Source organism: Polynucleobacter necessarius, from assembly GCF_900095215.1.
Classification (GTDB): domain Bacteria; phylum Pseudomonadota; class Gammaproteobacteria; order Burkholderiales; family Burkholderiaceae; genus Polynucleobacter; species Polynucleobacter necessarius_H.
Genome location: NZ_LT606949.1, coordinates 1,537,685 through 1,552,011, shown reverse-complemented (window position 1 = coordinate 1,552,011; position 14,327 = coordinate 1,537,685). Strand labels below are relative to the sequence as shown.

Below are 14,327 nucleotides of genomic sequence, written 5' to 3'. Positions count from 1 at the left end.
TACTGACGCCTCTATTTTTTTTGATTGCTTGTAGTCCCAGGCTAGATTGGCGCACAGTCCGATCTCCTCAAGAAAGATATACCGCTTTATTTCCAGGTAAGCCCGATAAATTAGAGCGCCGCATCCCCTATCTTGATCAAGAGTTTTTGCAAACGCGTGAAGCGGTAAAAATGGATGATGACATTTACTCGATCAGCACTATTCAGCTGCTAGTAAGTCAAAGCGCTTCACTAAATACGCTGCTTTCGCAATTGCAGGCCAACTTAATTGATAGGGCAAAGGCATCTGGTGGCGAGAGTGTTGTTGAGGATGGGTTTGATAAAACAGCCGAACGACAACGCTTGCCAATTAAAGACTATTTTCTTGCCTTAAAGAAAGATGGGAAATCACAACAACTGATGCGCGTTCGTTGGATTCATCGCGTAGCCCCTAATGGGGATAGTTGGATCTATCAAATATCTATCCTGCATACACATGCAGGTTCAGGAAATGCAAAAACTTTTTTCACTAAAGAAGAGTATGAAAACTTCTTTAGTGATTTTTCCCCCAGAATAAAACTCTAAAATTGAATTTTTGACAGTAGTTGGCTACTACTGTTTTTCAAGCGCCGCCACTTTAGCTTCAAGCGCTTCTAACTTTTCACGTGTCTTCGCGAGTACTTTAGTTTGAAGCGCAAACTCTTCGCGCGTCACTAAGTCCATTTTTTGAAATCCCTGGTTCATCATGGCGCGCACATTCTTTTCAATCTCCTGAGCAGGCGAATGACGAATCGCGTCACCAACCTTGTTTTGCATATCGTTAGCGATACGTTGGATTTGTTCGAGGATTTCGCCAGGTTTTTGCATGATGAATGTTCGCAGTTCTATTGAAAGTTGCAGAAAAGATGCGGATTCATATTTTAAGTTGGATTGGTAACAATGCATCAAAAGGGGTAACACCCCAAAAAATGATCAAAATTCACACATCAGGTGCAGGATTGAGCACCAAATAAGTGCAAGAGCATTATTTATGGGAATCCGCGGCAATTCAAAATAGGCCCGACCGTCATTATCACTCCATGCAATAAGCATTTAACCCATTTTGATTTGAAACTAGTAAAGAGTAACACATGAGAACAATTCAAAAGACAGCAATCTCTGCCGCAGCGGTTGCGTCGTTGAGCGGACTAGCATGCACATCAGCATTCGCGGCCGATACGCCTACTGATCCCGAGGATGCAGGCAGCCCAATTGCTGAGAACGTTACTGTTACTAACAACTATATCTATCGCGGCATCTCTCCATCGAATGACAAGCCAGCTATTCAAGGTGGCTTTGACTATGCTCATGAAAGCGGTTTGTATATCGGTAACTGGAACTCTTCTATCAGCTGGGTGTCAGATGCTAACGCAGTTAAGAGCGCGCCTATCGAGATGGATTTTTATGGCGGCTTTAAAAAGGATTGAATTGCTGAGGGGCTTGCTTCAGATATTGGTATCTTGCAGTACTATTACCAAACCAGCGGAATTGTTGCTGGTGCTGTGAACCCAAATACAACAGAAATTTACGTTGCGCAAAATGCAACGTTCGGTCCTGTTACTGGGTTTTTGAAATTCTCTTACGCCCTAAGTAATACATTCGGCTTTACGAGTAGCACAGGATCTAATTATCTTGATGTAACTGCTAACTACGACACTGGTTTCTATGGCATCACTTTGAATGGACACGTTGGCAATCAAAAGATTGCTGGCCAATACTACCAAGCTGGTCAAGCATCGGTTAGCGATGTTGATTGGAAGCTGGGCCTAACCAAAGACTTTGGTGGTGGCCGGTCTGCATCTGCTGCCTATGTGGGTACTAATGTTAAGCAAGGCACAGGTTCTTACGCGAATGTTGATGCGTACTCATCACCATCTGGAAGAAACCTTGGCGGTCAAACAGATTTGATTTATTTAACAAAAACCTTCTAATTGCCACTCTAAACGGAGAAACGTATGAAATTAATTAGCGCAATCATCAAGCCATTCAAGCTTGACGAAGTGCGCGAGGCTCTCTCGGAAGTGGGAGTTTCGGGCATTGCCGTTACTGAAGTTAAAGGCTTTGGTCTTCAAAAGGGTCACACTGAGTTGTATCGCGGTGCTGAGTATGTTGTCGATTTTTTACCTAAAGTAAAAATTGAAGCTGCTGTTGAAGATGGAATCTTGGAGCGTGCGATTGAGGCGATTGAAAAATCCGCGCGTACAGGCAAGATTGGTGATGGCAAGATTTTTGTCTCACCAGTTGAGCACGTCATTCGTATTCGTACCGGTGAAACCGGCGCGTCAGCACTTTACAGAGAGGTTCAAAATGTTAACTTGGATGAAACGACTCGTCGCTGGTGGTGCAATGGCTTTGGCTATTGGTGTTACTGGTGTAATGTTGACTTCTCCAGCGTATGCTGATGAAGTTAAAAAACCTGCTGTAACCGCTCCTGCGGCAGAACCTGCTGCAGTACTTTGCTCTGAAAAGTGCAATAAAGCGGATACAGCTTGGTTGCTAGTGTGTACTGCATTAGTAATTCTGATGACTTTGCCTGGTTTGGCTTTGTTTTGCGGTGGTTTAACACGCAGCAAGAACATTCTCTCTGTACTCGTACAGTGTATGTTTATCTTTTCATTGATAACGGTCTTATGGTCTCTTTATGGCTATAGCTTTGCATTTAGTGAAGGCGCGGCATTTATTGGTGGATTGGATCGCTTGTTCTTGCAAGGTATTAACCCAGAATCCGTAGCAGCCACCTTTAGTAAAGGTGTTGTTATCCCTGAATATGTGTTTATGGCCTTTCAAGCTGCATTTGCAACCATTACTTGCTGTTTGATTATTGGCGCGTTTGCTGAGCGTGCAAAGTTCTCCGCAATCATTTTGTTCGTGATTCTTTGGTTTACTTTCAGCTACTTGCCAATCGCTCACATGGTTTGGTTCTGGCCTGGTCCTGATGACATCAAAGATGCTGCATCGCTTGAAGCAATTACAGCGCGTGCTGGTTGGTTATGGCAAAAGGGTGTTCTCGATTTTGCTGGTGGCACTGTTGTGCACATCAATGCTGCGATCGCTGGCTTAGTAGGTTCATATGTTGTTGGCAAGCGTCTGGGTTATGGCAAGGAAGCAATGAAGCCGCACAATTTGGTATTCGTCATGATGGGCGCGTCACTCTTGTGGTTTGGTTGGTTTCGTTTTAATGCTGGCTCAGCTTTTGAAGCAAATGGCAGTGCAGTGCTGGCGTTCGTAAATACATTATTGGCAACGGCTGCCGCAGTATTGGGTTGGTCATTTGCTGAGTGGATTACAAAAGGCAATCCTTCCATGCTGGGTGCCGCTTCTGGATGCGTAGCTGGTTTGGTTGCTATTACTCCTGCCGCTGGCTTTGTTGGTCCAATGGGCGCACTTATCATCAGTGCTGCCGCTGGTGTGGTTTGCTTATGGGGTGTTTCTGGCCTTAAGCGAATTTTGGGTTCAGACGACAGCTTGGACGTGTTCGGCGTGCATGGCGTTGGTGGCATCTTAGGCGCTTTGTTAACCGGCGTGTTTGCTGATCCAGCATTGGGCGGACCAGGTATCTGGGATTATGTGGCAAATGCTGTTGCCCCTGATTACCCTATTGCTAGTCAGTTATGGCTTCAAAGCCAAGGCGTGATTGTGACTGTAATTTGGTCTTGCGTGGTTTCTTGCATTGTCTTCAAATTAGGCGACATTGTGATTGGTTTGCGCGTCAAGGAAGACCAAGAGCGCGAGGGCTTGGATATTAGCTCTCACGGTGAGTCTGCTTACGAGTCTTAACCTGTAGATTTACCCCTCACTGGGTGGTTTTGGTTAACTACCTAGTTTTGAAGCGCGGGATCCCTGGATCCCGCGTCTTTCTTTTAATAATCTTACAATGGTGGAATGGTTCCACATCTCATTACTGCACTTAGTGGCCCTTTGCTCGAACTAGAGTCAAAGGTTCTAGAAGCGACCCCAACTATTGAGCGTTGGCTCAGGCTGGAGTGGCAAGAACATACGCCACCTTTTTATTGTTCAGTTGATTTGCGCAATTCTGGCTTTAAGCTGACTCCGGTAGATACCAATCTTTTACCTGGTGGGTTTAATAACCTTTCGCCGCAAATGTTGCCTTTGGCTGTACAAGCGGCGATGGCTGCCATTGAAAAGATCTGTCCTGAAGCAAAAAATTTACTATTAATTCCAGCGCCGCACACTCGCAATACTTTCTATTTGCAAAATACCGATCGGCTCTCTTCAATTTTGCGTCAAGCTGGATTGAATGTTCGCCTCGGTACTTTTTCAGAAGAAATTAAGAAGCCCACCTGGATTGAGTTGCCTGACGGCAATCGCTTGCTCATGGAGCCGCTTTCTCGACTCGGCCTGAAGAAGCAACGTTTGGGCTTACAGGATTTTGATCCTTGCTCTATCTTGTTGAATAACGATTTATCGGCAGGGATTCCTCCGATTCTAGAAAATATTTACGAGCAATATTTGCTGCCGGGACTATATGCAGGCTGGCATGTTCGTCGTAAATCGAATCACTTTGCCGCTTATGAAGAGGTGGCAAAGAAGTTTGCCAAAGTAGTAGATATCGATCCGTGGATGATCAACCCCTATTTTTCGAGCTGCTCGAATATTAATTTGCATGAGCGCAAGGGTAAGGACGAGTTACAAACCGCGGTCGAGCAGGTTCTGAAAAAGACTGCGAAAAAATATCGTGAATATGGCATCCAAGAGAAGCCATATGTAGTCGTGAAAGCCGATGCGGGCACGTACGGCATGGGTGTGATGGTAGTGAATGATCCTGCTCAGTTAAAAGGCTTGAACCGTAAAGATCGCAACAAAATGAGTGTGGTTAAGGCAGGTCTTGAGGTAAGCGATGTATTGATTCAGGAAGGCGTCTACACATTTGAAAAGGTCAATGAGGCAGTCGCTGAGCCAGTGGTATACATGATCGATCGTTATGTGATCGGCGGCTTCTATCGCGTACATACTGATCGTGGCCCAGATGAAAATCTAAATGCGCCTGGCATGCATTTTGTCCCTTTGGCATTCGAGCAAAACTCAATGCCAGACCTAGGCGCTAAGCCAGGAAGCGCAGCCCCTAATCGTTTCTACTTATATGGCGTTGTTGCTCGCTTGGCGCTTCTTGCCGCATCATTGGAGTTAGAACGTACTGACCCCAATGCTGAAGCCGCATAAATAAAACACTCATTTCTCAATAGAAAAAATGGACCTTCTTTTTATTGCAGATCCACTGGAGTCTTTCAAGATTCAAAAAGATTCCACGCTGGCGATGATGCGCGTGGCGCAAGAGGCGGGGCATCATTTGCGGTTTTGTCAAAGCAGAAATGTTTTTATGGAGAGATGACTTCGTTGTTGCTGATTGCCAGTCTTTGGCGATTAAACCAAGTTCTACCGCTTGGCTTGAGTTGGGCGACATCGAGTCTCGAGCACTGAAGTCTTTTGCTGCGGTACTCATGCGCACAGATCCTCCATTTGATATTGAGTACCTCAATATCACTTGGTTGCTGTCGGCTGCCGTTCTTCAAGGTGCAAAAGTATTTAACGAACCAAGTGCCGTTCGAGCTCATGCGGAAAAGTTATCCATTACAGAATTTCCGGAGCTTATTCCGCCCACTTTGGTTACGCGTGAATTGGCTGCTGTTGAGCAGTTCCATCAAACTCACCGCGATATCGTTATAAAGCCCTTAGACGGCATGGGTGGCATGGGTGTATTTAGGGTGGGGGCTGATGGGCTTAACCTTGCCAGTCTTGTGGAGACGCTTGGAGAAAATGGCGAAAGAACGTTAATGGTTCAACGCTTTCTTCCGGAAATTGCTCAGGGTGATAAGCGCGTACTTTTAGTTGGGGGCGAGGTTGTGCCATTTGCGCTGGCTCGCATTCCTCAGGGTAGTGAAATTCGCGGTAATTTAGCGGCCGGCGGAAAGGGTGTCGCAATGCTTTTAACCGAGACTGAGAAAAAAGTTGCAGAAAAATTAGCGCCCATCTTAAGCCGACGTGGATTATTCTTGGTTGGATTAGATTTAATTTGTGGCTATCTCACCGAAATTAATGTGACGAGCCCGACTTGTTTTGTTGAAATTACTGACCAAAGCAACTTTAATGTTGCGCAATTTTGGTTGACAGCATTAGAGAAAGAATTGGTATAAAAATATGGCTGGAATTGTCATCGTCGCTCATACACCGGTTGCAAGTGCAATGCTGGGATTTGCTGAGCATACCCTTGGTGTTTTGCCTGAACGTGTTCGGGCAGTTGATATTCCACCTCACGAAGATAACAAGGCCAGTTTTGATCGCGTACTCAAGGCTGCTTATGGGGTGAACACCGGCAATGGCGTGCTTATTTTGACCGATGTAATGGGCGCTACTCCTGCGAATGTTGCATCCAAGCTGGAAGCTATGGGCCCTTTGTCTGGCTTAAATGCGCCTGTGATTGTCTTGGCGGGACTTAATCTCCCAATGCTGATGCGCTGCATCTCTCATCGGGGAGAAGGTCTAGAAGAGTTAGCGCAAAAAGCGCTTTTTGGCGGGCAGCATGGAATCTTGCGTTTGGGCGCAACAGTAAATCAAGAATAAAGAGGGGTCATTATTTAATGCCTGTTGCAGAAATTGAAATCATCAACAAATTGGGTTTGCATGCTCGCGCATCGGCAAAGCTATCTCAGCTAGCAGCGCAGTTTCCCTGTGACATATTCTTGTCACGGAATGGGCGTCAAATTAACGCCAAGAGCATTATGGGCGTCATGATGTTAGCGGCGGGAATGGGCAGTACAGTGACTCTCGAAACTGTGGGTGAGAAGGCAGACGAAGCTTTGCAGGCACTCACTGCATTAATTAATGACCGCTTTGGTGAAGGCGAATAAATAAATGACTTTTGCATTGCACGGCATTCCGGTATCGAAAGGCATTGCCATTGGCAAGGCGGTACTGATTTCTCGCGCAGCATTGGAAGTAAGTCATTACCTTGTTGAGGCTGGCAAAGAAGAGACGGAGGCTCAAAAGTTATTAGATGCATTTGATCAAGTGCGCTTAGAGCTTGAACAGTTGCGTCAAGGTCTGCCAAAAGATGCACCCCAAGAGATGGCTGCATTCTTAGATATGCACGGCATGATATTGGCTGATCCCGCTTTAGCTGAAAAGCCTATTAAATTAATTCGCACTCAAAGGTTAAACGCAGCCTGGGCTTTAACTACCGAACTCAATGATCTTTTGCAGCAGTTCGCTGAAATCGAGGATGCATATCTAAAAGAGCGCGCTAATGATATTCGGCAGGTTGCCGAGCGCGTGATCAAGGCTCTAAATGCCCAACAAAAAGATTCCTTAGGTGATTCCGATTTGTTGCCTGTAAGCGATATTGGGGTTGAGTCCATTATTGTTGCTCATGACATTGCTCTGCATGACATGCTCCGCTTTAAAGAGCGCGCCTTCACGGGCTTTGTCACGGATCTTGGCGGCAAGACCTCCCATACCGCCATTGTGGCGCGCAGCATGGAAATCCCGGCAGTAGTGGGTGTGCGACATGCGAGTGACATGATTCGTCATGGGGATTGGCTCGTATTGGATGGTGAACGAGGGGTTGTTGTGGTCGCTCCTGATGAGCATCTTCTAGCCGAATATCGCAAACTGCAAACTCAAGTCTTAAAAGAGGCTCGCAAACTACAGCAGTTAAAACATGCCAAAACGGAAACAGCGGATCGCGTTGAGATCGAGTTATTCGCCAATATTGAATTGCCAGAAGATGCGATTCAAGCAGTTAAGTTAGGTGCTGTAGGAGTTGGCTTATTCCGCTCCGAGTTTTTATTCATGGATCGCAAGCAGGCACTGCCTGACGAAGAGCAGCAATATCAAGAATATCGTCGCGTGGTGGATTTAATGCATGGCCTCCCAGTCAATATCCGAACGATTGACGTTGGCGCTGATAAGGCTTTTGGTGGTGGTGGAGGCATTTCGCAAACAGGCACATCGCCATTAGGTTTGCGGGCGATTCGCTGGTCCCTAACCGAGCCTGAAATCTTTTTAACTCAGCTCAGGGCGATCTTGCGCGCATCAGCACATGGTCAAGCGCGCATCATGATTCCGATGTTGGCGCATGGGAAAGAAATTGATGAAACATTTAGATTGATTGAAAAAGCGAAACAGCAATTACATCAGCGCGGAAAAGCATTTAATCCCAATATTCAAGTGGGCGCCATGATTGAAATTCCAGCTGCCGCTTTAGTGCTACCGTTATTTATCAATCGATTTGATTTTCTGTCGATTGGCACAAACGATTTAATTCAATACACCCTGGCGATTGATCGTGTCGATCATGCGGTCGCGCATTTGTACGACCCCTTGCATCCAGCCATATTGAATTTGTTATCAAACATTATTGAACAAGCCAAACGCGCAAATGTGCCGGTGGCAGTTTGTGGCGAGATGGCTGGAGACCCCGCTTCAACTCGACTATTGCTGGCATTGGGGCTAACTGACTTCTCGATGCACTTTAGTCAGTTGTTATTGGTCAAGCGCGAGATTTTGAAGGCGAATGTTGGCTTATTAAGAGCCCGCGTTCCTAGAGTTCTGAGGGCTTATGAGTCTGAGGAGCAGGCACAGGCTTTAGAGCGCTTGCTGTCTTGATCGATTAGCGTTCCGAGTCGCACACTAAACATGCGGAATTGCGGCTAATGCGGATTTCATCGATTTTGGTTGTGCGCTCGTTCCAAAGCAACATTCGCCCCACTAAGGACTCTCCAAAACCAATCAAGAGTTGCAAAGCTTGAGCGGCTTGCATTGCTCCAATAATTCCCACCAAAGGTGAGAAGATTCCCATGCTAGAGCAACTCACTGCTTCAAACTGATCATCAGGCGAGAAGATGCAGGCATAGCAGGGTGAATGAGGATTTCGAGTATCAAAGACGCTTATTTGACCATCAAACTTCAGGGCTCATTCAGACACCAGCGGGACTTGATGTGTGACGCAAGCGGCGTTAATGAGATGCCTAGTGGAGAAATTATCTGTGCAATCTAAAACAATGCTCACACCTGGTAACAGCTCATCTAGTAGCGGACTAGTTGCTTTAGCCTGAATAGTTTCAATTCGAATGCTGGAATTGAGGCGCTGCAGAAATTCTTTTCCAGCGGCCACTTTGCTTTTGCCGATACTATCTTCAGCGTGCATGATTTGGCGTTGTACATTAGTTAGCTCTATAGCGTCATGGTCCACTAGGGTGATGTGACCTACGCCGGCCGCTGTTAAATAGGGGGCGGCAGCACTACCCAGGCCGTCAGCGCCAATCACTAATGCATGCGCGTTTAGAAGCTGTTCTTGGCCGGCGACATCAATTTCTTCAAGCAGTAAATGCCTAGAGTAGCGAAGTAACTGCTCGTCATTCATATGCTGGTCGTGAACTTGCAAATTACTCGAGCTTAGATGAAGAGCGCTTCACAGGTTGACCATTAATAAAGGCCACCGCTTGAGAAAGCATGAAGTCATCTGCGCTACCAAGCTCAGGCGACTTCTTGTTTTTTTCTTTCTCTTTTTCTTCGAGAGTCTTCTTGGCATTTTTGTCTTCAATGCGCCGTAATTCTTCAAGACGACGTTGCTCACGATCTTTAATTAACTTGTCTTCAGCAGATTGTTTATTGCGCAGATGCTTTTCGCTATCAATCTCGCGAGTGATTAATACATCATCTGGATCGCCATCTTTATTTTGATCCACTGGAATATCTGGCTTCACTCCAAATGCTTGGATAGATTTGCCGCTTGGAGTGTAGTAATAAGCGGTAGTAATTTTTAGGGCGGAATCGTTGGTCAGCGGGCGAACAGTTTGCACAGATCCCTTTCCAAAGGTAGTTTTTCCAATGATGGTCGCGCGTTTGTAGTCCTGCAATGCTCCGGCCACAATCTCAGAAGCGGATGCGGAATAGGCATTTACTAAAACTACCATTGGTAGTTTTTTGAATATCGCTGGTACGCCAGCCAAAGGATCTCCGGATTCATTCAAGCGATATATGGCTGGAGTGGCGTTAAATACCTGCTTTGAATCAGGCGATTGGCCTTTAGTCGAGACAATGATTGCATCTGCAGGCAAGAATGCAGCAGCGACACCTACCGCGCCTTGTAATAAACCGCCACCATTATTGCGGAGGTCAAGAATGATGCATTTTAGCTTTGGATCTTGATTGGCAATATCAGTCAATTTTCTAGCGAGATCAGGAACGGTACGCTCTTGAAAGCTCGTGATTCTTACCCAAGCAATATCGTTATCAAGAATTTTGGTTTTGACTGATTGAACTTTAATTTCTGCCCGAGTAATGGTTACTGGAAAGCTGCGCTCTTCGCTTTTACGAAATACCGTCAAAGTAATTTTGGTTCCAGGTGTGCCGCGCATAGTGCGTACCGCTTTATCGAGAGACATGCCGCGCATGGGTTTGTCATCTAAGCGTATGATTAAATCTCCGGCTTGGAGTCCAGCACGAGCTGCCGGGCTATCTTCAATCGGATTGAGCACCTTAACAACACCATCTTCAGAAGTAATTTCAATTCCGATGCCGGCAAATTTTCCAGAGGTCTGCTCCTGCATTTCTGAAAAATCTTTTTTATCTAAGAAGGTGGAATGCGGATCAAGACTACTCACCATGCCTTTGACTGCATCGGTCAATAATTGCTTATCTTCAATGGGCTCAACATATTCACGTTTGATTTGCGCAAAGACATTGGATAGGGTGCGCAGCTCATCCAGTGGTAACTGAGAGCCTTGCTGGGCGGTCGCAGAGAGCTGAATCGTAGCTGCCACACCAGCGATCAGACCCACAGAAATCAGGGCAAAATTCTTTAGAAATTGGCGCATATCTCTTCGGCTTTAATCCAAGTAAAAGTGTTGAATAGGTTTGAGGTTGTCGGCTAATTCATAAACCAGCGGAATACCATTAGGGACATTTACCTCCATGATGGCTTCATCAGACATTTGGTCTAGATATTTAATTAAAGAGCGAATGCTATTGCCATGCGCAACCAACAAAACACGTTTACCAGATTTTAACGCAGGCGCGATAGATTCATTCCACAATGGCAACACACGCTCCACGTTATCTTTCAAACATTCTCCCAATGGAATATCGGAAGAATTGAGTTTTGAATAGCGTGGATCATTTTTTGGATTGCGCTCATCTTCGTGCTCTAGCAGAGGTGGACGCACGTCATAAGAGCGACGCCAGATGTGAACTTGCGCGTCTCCGTATTTTTCAGCGGTTTCCGCTTTGTTAAGTCCGGTGAGGGCGCCATAGTGACGTTCATTGAGGCGCCAGCTGTGAACCACTGGACGCCACATTAAGTCCATTGTGTCTTGTACGTTCCAGAGGGTGCGAATAGCGCGCCTTAAAACAGAGGTATAGGCGATATCAAATTCATAGCCTGCTTTTTTGAGGTTTTCACCTGCTGCTAGGGCTTGTTCTGCGCCTTTAGGGGTTAAGTCAACGTCCGCCCAGCCAGTGAAGCGGTTTTCAAGGTTCCAGGCGGATTCGCCATGACGAATAAGGATAAGTTGTTTCATAGAACCATTCTATAATTCCGTGATGAACTTTCTCATGCAAATTGATAATTTAGCGCTCATTGCCCTTCTGCTGGTTTCAGGCATAGCGCTTTTCCTTCCCTCATTATCTACGCTTATTGGTGGAAAAGGCTTGTCACCCACCGAAGCGACGATTTGGATTAACCGACGCAGAGCTTATGTACTTGATCTGCGTTCAGAGGAAGCCTTTAAGGCGGGGCATCTCCCAGGCGCCAAATTTGCTAATGCATCTGACTTGACTGCTGCTATTGAAAAGCTCAAATTGGACCGTAAGCACCCTGTGGTTCTGGTTTGTGAGACAGGCGCTCAGTCACGAAAACTCGTGGCTGAAGTCCAAAAGTTGGGCTTTGCTGAGGCGGGTGCTTTGGATGGTGGTGTGCAGGCTTGGAAAGCGGCAGCCCTACCATTGGTTAATGGTAAGGAGATTTAATGCCTCCAGTGACAATGTATAGTACTCAAGTTTGCCCATATTGCGTTATGGCTGAAAAGCTATTGATCAAAAAAGGCGTTGGCAATCTGGAAAAGATTTTGATCGATCGCGATCCTGCTCAACGTGAAGTCATGATGACCCGTACTGGTCGCCGTACTGTTCCCCAAATTTATATTGGCGATACCCATGTTGGCGGCTACGATGACTTGGTAGCATTGGAGCGTGCTGGAACGCTTGATCCTTTATTGGCTTAATAGATTAAAGAAAGTTAGCAATGACTGAACAATCATCCGAACCGCAAGCAGGCGCCGACCAATCTAAAGAGCCTGGATTTCGTATTCAGCGTATTTATCTAAAAGACGTCTCTCTTGAACAGCCAAATGCGCCACAAATTCTGCTGGTTGCGTCAGAGCCACAAGTGCAGGTTGAGATTGATATTTCTGTTACCCCTTTGAGCGAGGGTATTTTCGAGGTTGCTTTAAGCTCTGCCGTGACCGCCAAGGTTGATGGGAAAGTATTGTTTTTAGTAGAAGCAAAACAAGCGGGTATTTTTGAGTTCAGCAATATTCCTGTTGAGCAAATTGATCCAATGCTTGGTATCGCATGCCCAACAATTCTTTATCCATACTTGCGTTCAAATATCGCCGACACTATTAGTCGCGCAGGCTTCCAGCCAATTCATTTGAATGAGATTAATTTCCATGGCATGTATGAGCATCGCGTGATGCAGGCGCAACAAGAAGCTGCTGCGAAAGAGGGTGCTGAAACTGATGGCAAGCCTCACTAAGCTGGTTTAAGTTAGCCCACAGATCATGAAAGTGACACTGCTTGGTGCTGGCGCTTGGGGAACGGCGATGGCTGCGCAAGCTGCTCGCCACCTACAAGATGGCGAAGTTTGTTTGTGGTCTCGCAGTAAACAACAGTTAGAAGATATTCAAAAAAGCGGTGAAAACCGCGCCTATCTCTCGAACATCAAATTGCCCGAAGGGCTGACGTACGAGAGTGATTTTTCCGCGGCAATCCAAAGACTGTCGAGTGATGATTTGCTGTTGATTGCGACACCCATGTCGGGACTTTCCGAAACCGTCTCGGAAGCTCTCAAGATTGCTGAGCATCCACTGAATATCATTTGGTTATGTAAAGGCCTAGAGCCTAATACCGCTTTATTGCCGCATCAAGTTGTCGAACGTGAAAGCAAACTTCATGCGCATGGCATCACGCGTTCTTACGGCGCCTTATCTGGCCCAAGCTTCGCGCGCGAGGTTGGCGCAGGTATGCCTTGCGCATTAACTATTGCAAGTAAATTCCCTCAATTGTGCGAGAAGGTTCAGGCGGTTTTTCATCACGGCAATATGCGGGTGTATTCCAGCGACGATTTAGTCGGTGTTGAATTGGGTGGCGCGATTAAGAATGTATTGGCTATCGCGGCCGGCATTGGCGATGGCTTAGATTTGGGTTTGAATGCGCGTGCCGCAGTACTCACGCGGGGTTTGGCTGAGATGATGCGTCTAGTCAAAGCGGCAGGCGGCAAATCCGAAACCTGTATGGGCTTAACGGGAGTTGGCGATTTAATCTTGACCGCTACCGGTGATCTCTCGCGCAATCGTCGCGTTGGTCTTGAGTTAGCTGCTGGCAAATCCTTGCCAGAAATCCTTGCCAGTCTTGGTCATGTTGCTGAAGGTGTTCTGTGTTCGGCAGCAGTGGGGGATTTGGCGAAACGTTTAGGAATTGAGATGCCCATTATCGCCATGATGCGCGAAGTGCTCTCTGGAAAACTGAAGCCACAGGATGCCGTTAAAAAGCTCATGGGGCGCGATCCTAAAATCGAGTCGTAACCCCCTAGTCGTTTTTACTGACCGCCTCCAAGACCATTCTGGCGTCAGGCCTCGTAAACCACAATCGCTACAGTATTAGATAAGTTCAAGCTACGACTGCTATCTTGCGTCGCCAAACGCATGCGATTGGCCGCGGGAATGGAATCGCTCACCTCTTCTGTAATGCCTTTGGTTTCAGAGCCAAATACGAAGTAATCATTTTCTGAATATTTGTCTTCATGAAACTTTCCAGATCTTTTGGTGGTTAATGCAAAAAGATGCGCAGGATTGGGTTGCTCATCTTTTAAAAAACTGCGCCCAATTTTGATGAACCTTAACCCGTGCGAACTCGTGATAATCCAGGCCGGCTCTGCGAAGCTTCGCATCCCCCATTGGAAATCCAAGGGGCTCAATTAAATGCAACTTCGCTCCTGTATTCGCACAGAGGCGAATGATGTTGCCGGTATTGGGTGGAATCTCTGGTTCAAATAAAACAATATAAACATCTTGC

The 14,327-nt window shown here is 46.4% G+C and carries 13 protein-coding genes and 5 pseudogenes; 13 read left to right on the top strand and 5 right to left on the bottom strand.

Annotated elements, in window-relative coordinates; all coding sequences use genetic code 11:
* Nucleotides 1–20 precede the first annotated feature (20 nt).
* Complete coding sequence (locus DXE35_RS08360) at nt 21–563, top strand: hypothetical protein (RefSeq protein WP_231970106.1); 543 nt, start codon at nt 21–23, stop codon at nt 561–563.
* 27 nt (nt 564–590) lie between these two features.
* Here the strand turns inward: DXE35_RS08360 and DXE35_RS08355 are convergent, their stop codons facing one another.
* On the bottom strand, nt 591–845 hold the full coding sequence (locus DXE35_RS08355) for an accessory factor UbiK family protein (protein ID WP_114690212.1): 255 nt from the start codon (nt 843–845) through the stop codon (nt 591–593).
* A gap of 263 nt (nt 846–1,108) precedes the next feature.
* Here DXE35_RS08355 and DXE35_RS08350 point away from each other — a divergent pair.
* From DXE35_RS08350 to ptsP, 8 genes and pseudogenes are all read left to right on the top strand, one after another.
* Nucleotides 1,109–1,948, top strand: a pseudogene (locus DXE35_RS08350) (TorF family putative porin).
* Between the two features lie 24 nt (nt 1,949–1,972).
* Nucleotides 1,973–2,308 (top strand): annotated as a pseudogene (locus tag DXE35_RS08345) (P-II family nitrogen regulator); the annotation flags it as partial.
* 16 nt (nt 2,309–2,324) lie between these two features.
* Nucleotides 2,325–3,794 carry an ammonium transporter gene (locus tag DXE35_RS08340; protein WP_114690211.1) on the top strand — a complete coding sequence of 490 codons (1,470 nt, stop codon included), beginning with the start codon at nt 2,325–2,327 and terminating at the stop codon, nt 3,792–3,794.
* Nucleotides 3,795–3,899: 105 nt separating this feature from the next.
* Nucleotides 3,900–5,198: a glutamate--cysteine ligase gene (gene gshA / locus DXE35_RS08335; protein ID WP_114690210.1), complete on the top strand. Its 1,299-nt coding sequence runs from the start codon at nt 3,900–3,902 to the stop codon at nt 5,196–5,198.
* 28 nt (nt 5,199–5,226) lie between these two features.
* Nucleotides 5,227–6,169: pseudogene (gene gshB / locus DXE35_RS08330) on the top strand (glutathione synthase).
* Nucleotides 6,170–6,173: 4 nt separating this feature from the next.
* Complete coding sequence (locus tag DXE35_RS08325; protein WP_114690209.1) at nt 6,174–6,596, top strand: PTS sugar transporter subunit IIA; 423 nt, start codon at nt 6,174–6,176, stop codon at nt 6,594–6,596.
* A gap of 17 nt (nt 6,597–6,613) precedes the next feature.
* Nucleotides 6,614–6,883, top strand: a complete 270-nt coding sequence (locus DXE35_RS08320) for an HPr family phosphocarrier protein (protein WP_114690208.1) — start codon at nt 6,614–6,616, stop codon at nt 6,881–6,883.
* Nucleotides 6,884–6,887: 4 nt separating this feature from the next.
* Nucleotides 6,888–8,639 (top strand): phosphoenolpyruvate--protein phosphotransferase, encoded by a 1,752-nt coding sequence (gene ptsP / locus DXE35_RS08315; protein ID WP_114690207.1) that lies wholly within the window; start codon nt 6,888–6,890, stop codon nt 8,637–8,639.
* 4 nt (nt 8,640–8,643) lie between these two features.
* Here the strand turns inward: ptsP and DXE35_RS08310 are convergent.
* The 3 genes and pseudogenes from DXE35_RS08310 to gpmA all read right to left on the bottom strand — a co-directional run bounded on the left by DXE35_RS08310 (nt 8,644) and on the right by gpmA (nt 11,554).
* Nucleotides 8,644–9,396, bottom strand: a pseudogene (locus tag DXE35_RS08310) (HesA/MoeB/ThiF family protein).
* Nucleotides 9,397–9,418: 22 nt separating this feature from the next.
* A complete protein-coding gene (locus tag DXE35_RS08305) occupies nt 9,419–10,852 on the bottom strand; it encodes a S41 family peptidase (RefSeq protein WP_114690206.1) in 1,434 nt (477 codons plus the stop codon).
* A gap of 12 nt (nt 10,853–10,864) precedes the next feature.
* A complete protein-coding gene (gene gpmA / locus DXE35_RS08300; RefSeq protein WP_114690205.1) occupies nt 10,865–11,554 on the bottom strand; it encodes a 2,3-diphosphoglycerate-dependent phosphoglycerate mutase in 690 nt (229 codons plus the stop codon).
* Between the two features lie 34 nt (nt 11,555–11,588).
* Here gpmA and DXE35_RS08295 point away from each other — a divergent pair, with 34 nt between their 5' ends.
* The 4 genes from DXE35_RS08295 to DXE35_RS08280 are packed head-to-tail and all read left to right on the top strand — an operon-like array spanning nt 11,589 to nt 13,837.
* Complete coding sequence (locus DXE35_RS08295) at nt 11,589–12,002, top strand: rhodanese-like domain-containing protein (RefSeq protein ID WP_231970105.1); 414 nt, start codon at nt 11,589–11,591, stop codon at nt 12,000–12,002.
* Entirely contained in the window at nt 12,002–12,256 is a 255-nt protein-coding gene (gene grxC, locus DXE35_RS08290; RefSeq protein WP_114690203.1) for a glutaredoxin 3, read from the top strand. Before DXE35_RS08295 ends, grxC begins: the two co-directional genes overlap by 1 nt.
* Before the next feature lie 20 nt (nt 12,257–12,276).
* A complete protein-coding gene (gene secB / locus DXE35_RS08285) occupies nt 12,277–12,789 on the top strand; it encodes a protein-export chaperone SecB (RefSeq protein WP_114690202.1) in 513 nt (170 codons plus the stop codon).
* A 25-nt stretch (nt 12,790–12,814) separates the two neighbouring features.
* Nucleotides 12,815–13,837: an NAD(P)H-dependent glycerol-3-phosphate dehydrogenase gene (locus DXE35_RS08280; protein WP_114690201.1), complete on the top strand. Its 1,023-nt coding sequence runs from the start codon at nt 12,815–12,817 to the stop codon at nt 13,835–13,837.
* A gap of 44 nt (nt 13,838–13,881) precedes the next feature.
* Here DXE35_RS08280 and DXE35_RS09345 read toward each other — a convergent pair.
* Nucleotides 13,882–14,314: pseudogene (locus DXE35_RS09345) on the bottom strand (tRNA (cytidine(34)-2'-O)-methyltransferase).
* Nucleotides 14,315–14,327 lie beyond the last annotated feature (13 nt).

What these genes read in the sequence shown, in the direction of transcription:
- ptsP (WP_114690207.1), top strand. Translation starts at nt 6,888, where the DNA reads ATGACTTTTGCATTGCACGGCATTCCGGTATCGAAAGGCATTGCCATT.
- DXE35_RS08340 (WP_114690211.1), top strand. Translation starts at nt 2,325, where the DNA reads ATGTTAACTTGGATGAAACGACTCGTCGCTGGTGGTGCAATGGCTTTG.
- grxC (WP_114690203.1), top strand. Translation starts at nt 12,002, where the DNA reads ATGCCTCCAGTGACAATGTATAGTACTCAAGTTTGCCCATATTGCGTT.
- DXE35_RS08355 (WP_114690212.1), bottom strand. Translation starts at nt 845, where the DNA reads ATGCAAAAACCTGGCGAAATCCTCGAACAAATCCAACGTATCGCTAAC.
- gpmA (WP_114690205.1), bottom strand. Translation starts at nt 11,554, where the DNA reads ATGAAACAACTTATCCTTATTCGTCATGGCGAATCCGCCTGGAACCTT.
- DXE35_RS08325 (WP_114690209.1), top strand. Translation starts at nt 6,174, where the DNA reads ATGGCTGGAATTGTCATCGTCGCTCATACACCGGTTGCAAGTGCAATG.
- secB (WP_114690202.1), top strand. Translation starts at nt 12,277, where the DNA reads ATGACTGAACAATCATCCGAACCGCAAGCAGGCGCCGACCAATCTAAA.
- DXE35_RS08280 (WP_114690201.1), top strand. Translation starts at nt 12,815, where the DNA reads ATGAAAGTGACACTGCTTGGTGCTGGCGCTTGGGGAACGGCGATGGCT.
- DXE35_RS08295 (WP_231970105.1), top strand. Translation starts at nt 11,589, where the DNA reads ATGCAAATTGATAATTTAGCGCTCATTGCCCTTCTGCTGGTTTCAGGC.
- DXE35_RS08320 (WP_114690208.1), top strand. Translation starts at nt 6,614, where the DNA reads ATGCCTGTTGCAGAAATTGAAATCATCAACAAATTGGGTTTGCATGCT.
- DXE35_RS08305 (WP_114690206.1), bottom strand. Translation starts at nt 10,852, where the DNA reads ATGCGCCAATTTCTAAAGAATTTTGCCCTGATTTCTGTGGGTCTGATC.
- gshA (WP_114690210.1), top strand. Translation starts at nt 3,900, where the DNA reads ATGGTTCCACATCTCATTACTGCACTTAGTGGCCCTTTGCTCGAACTA.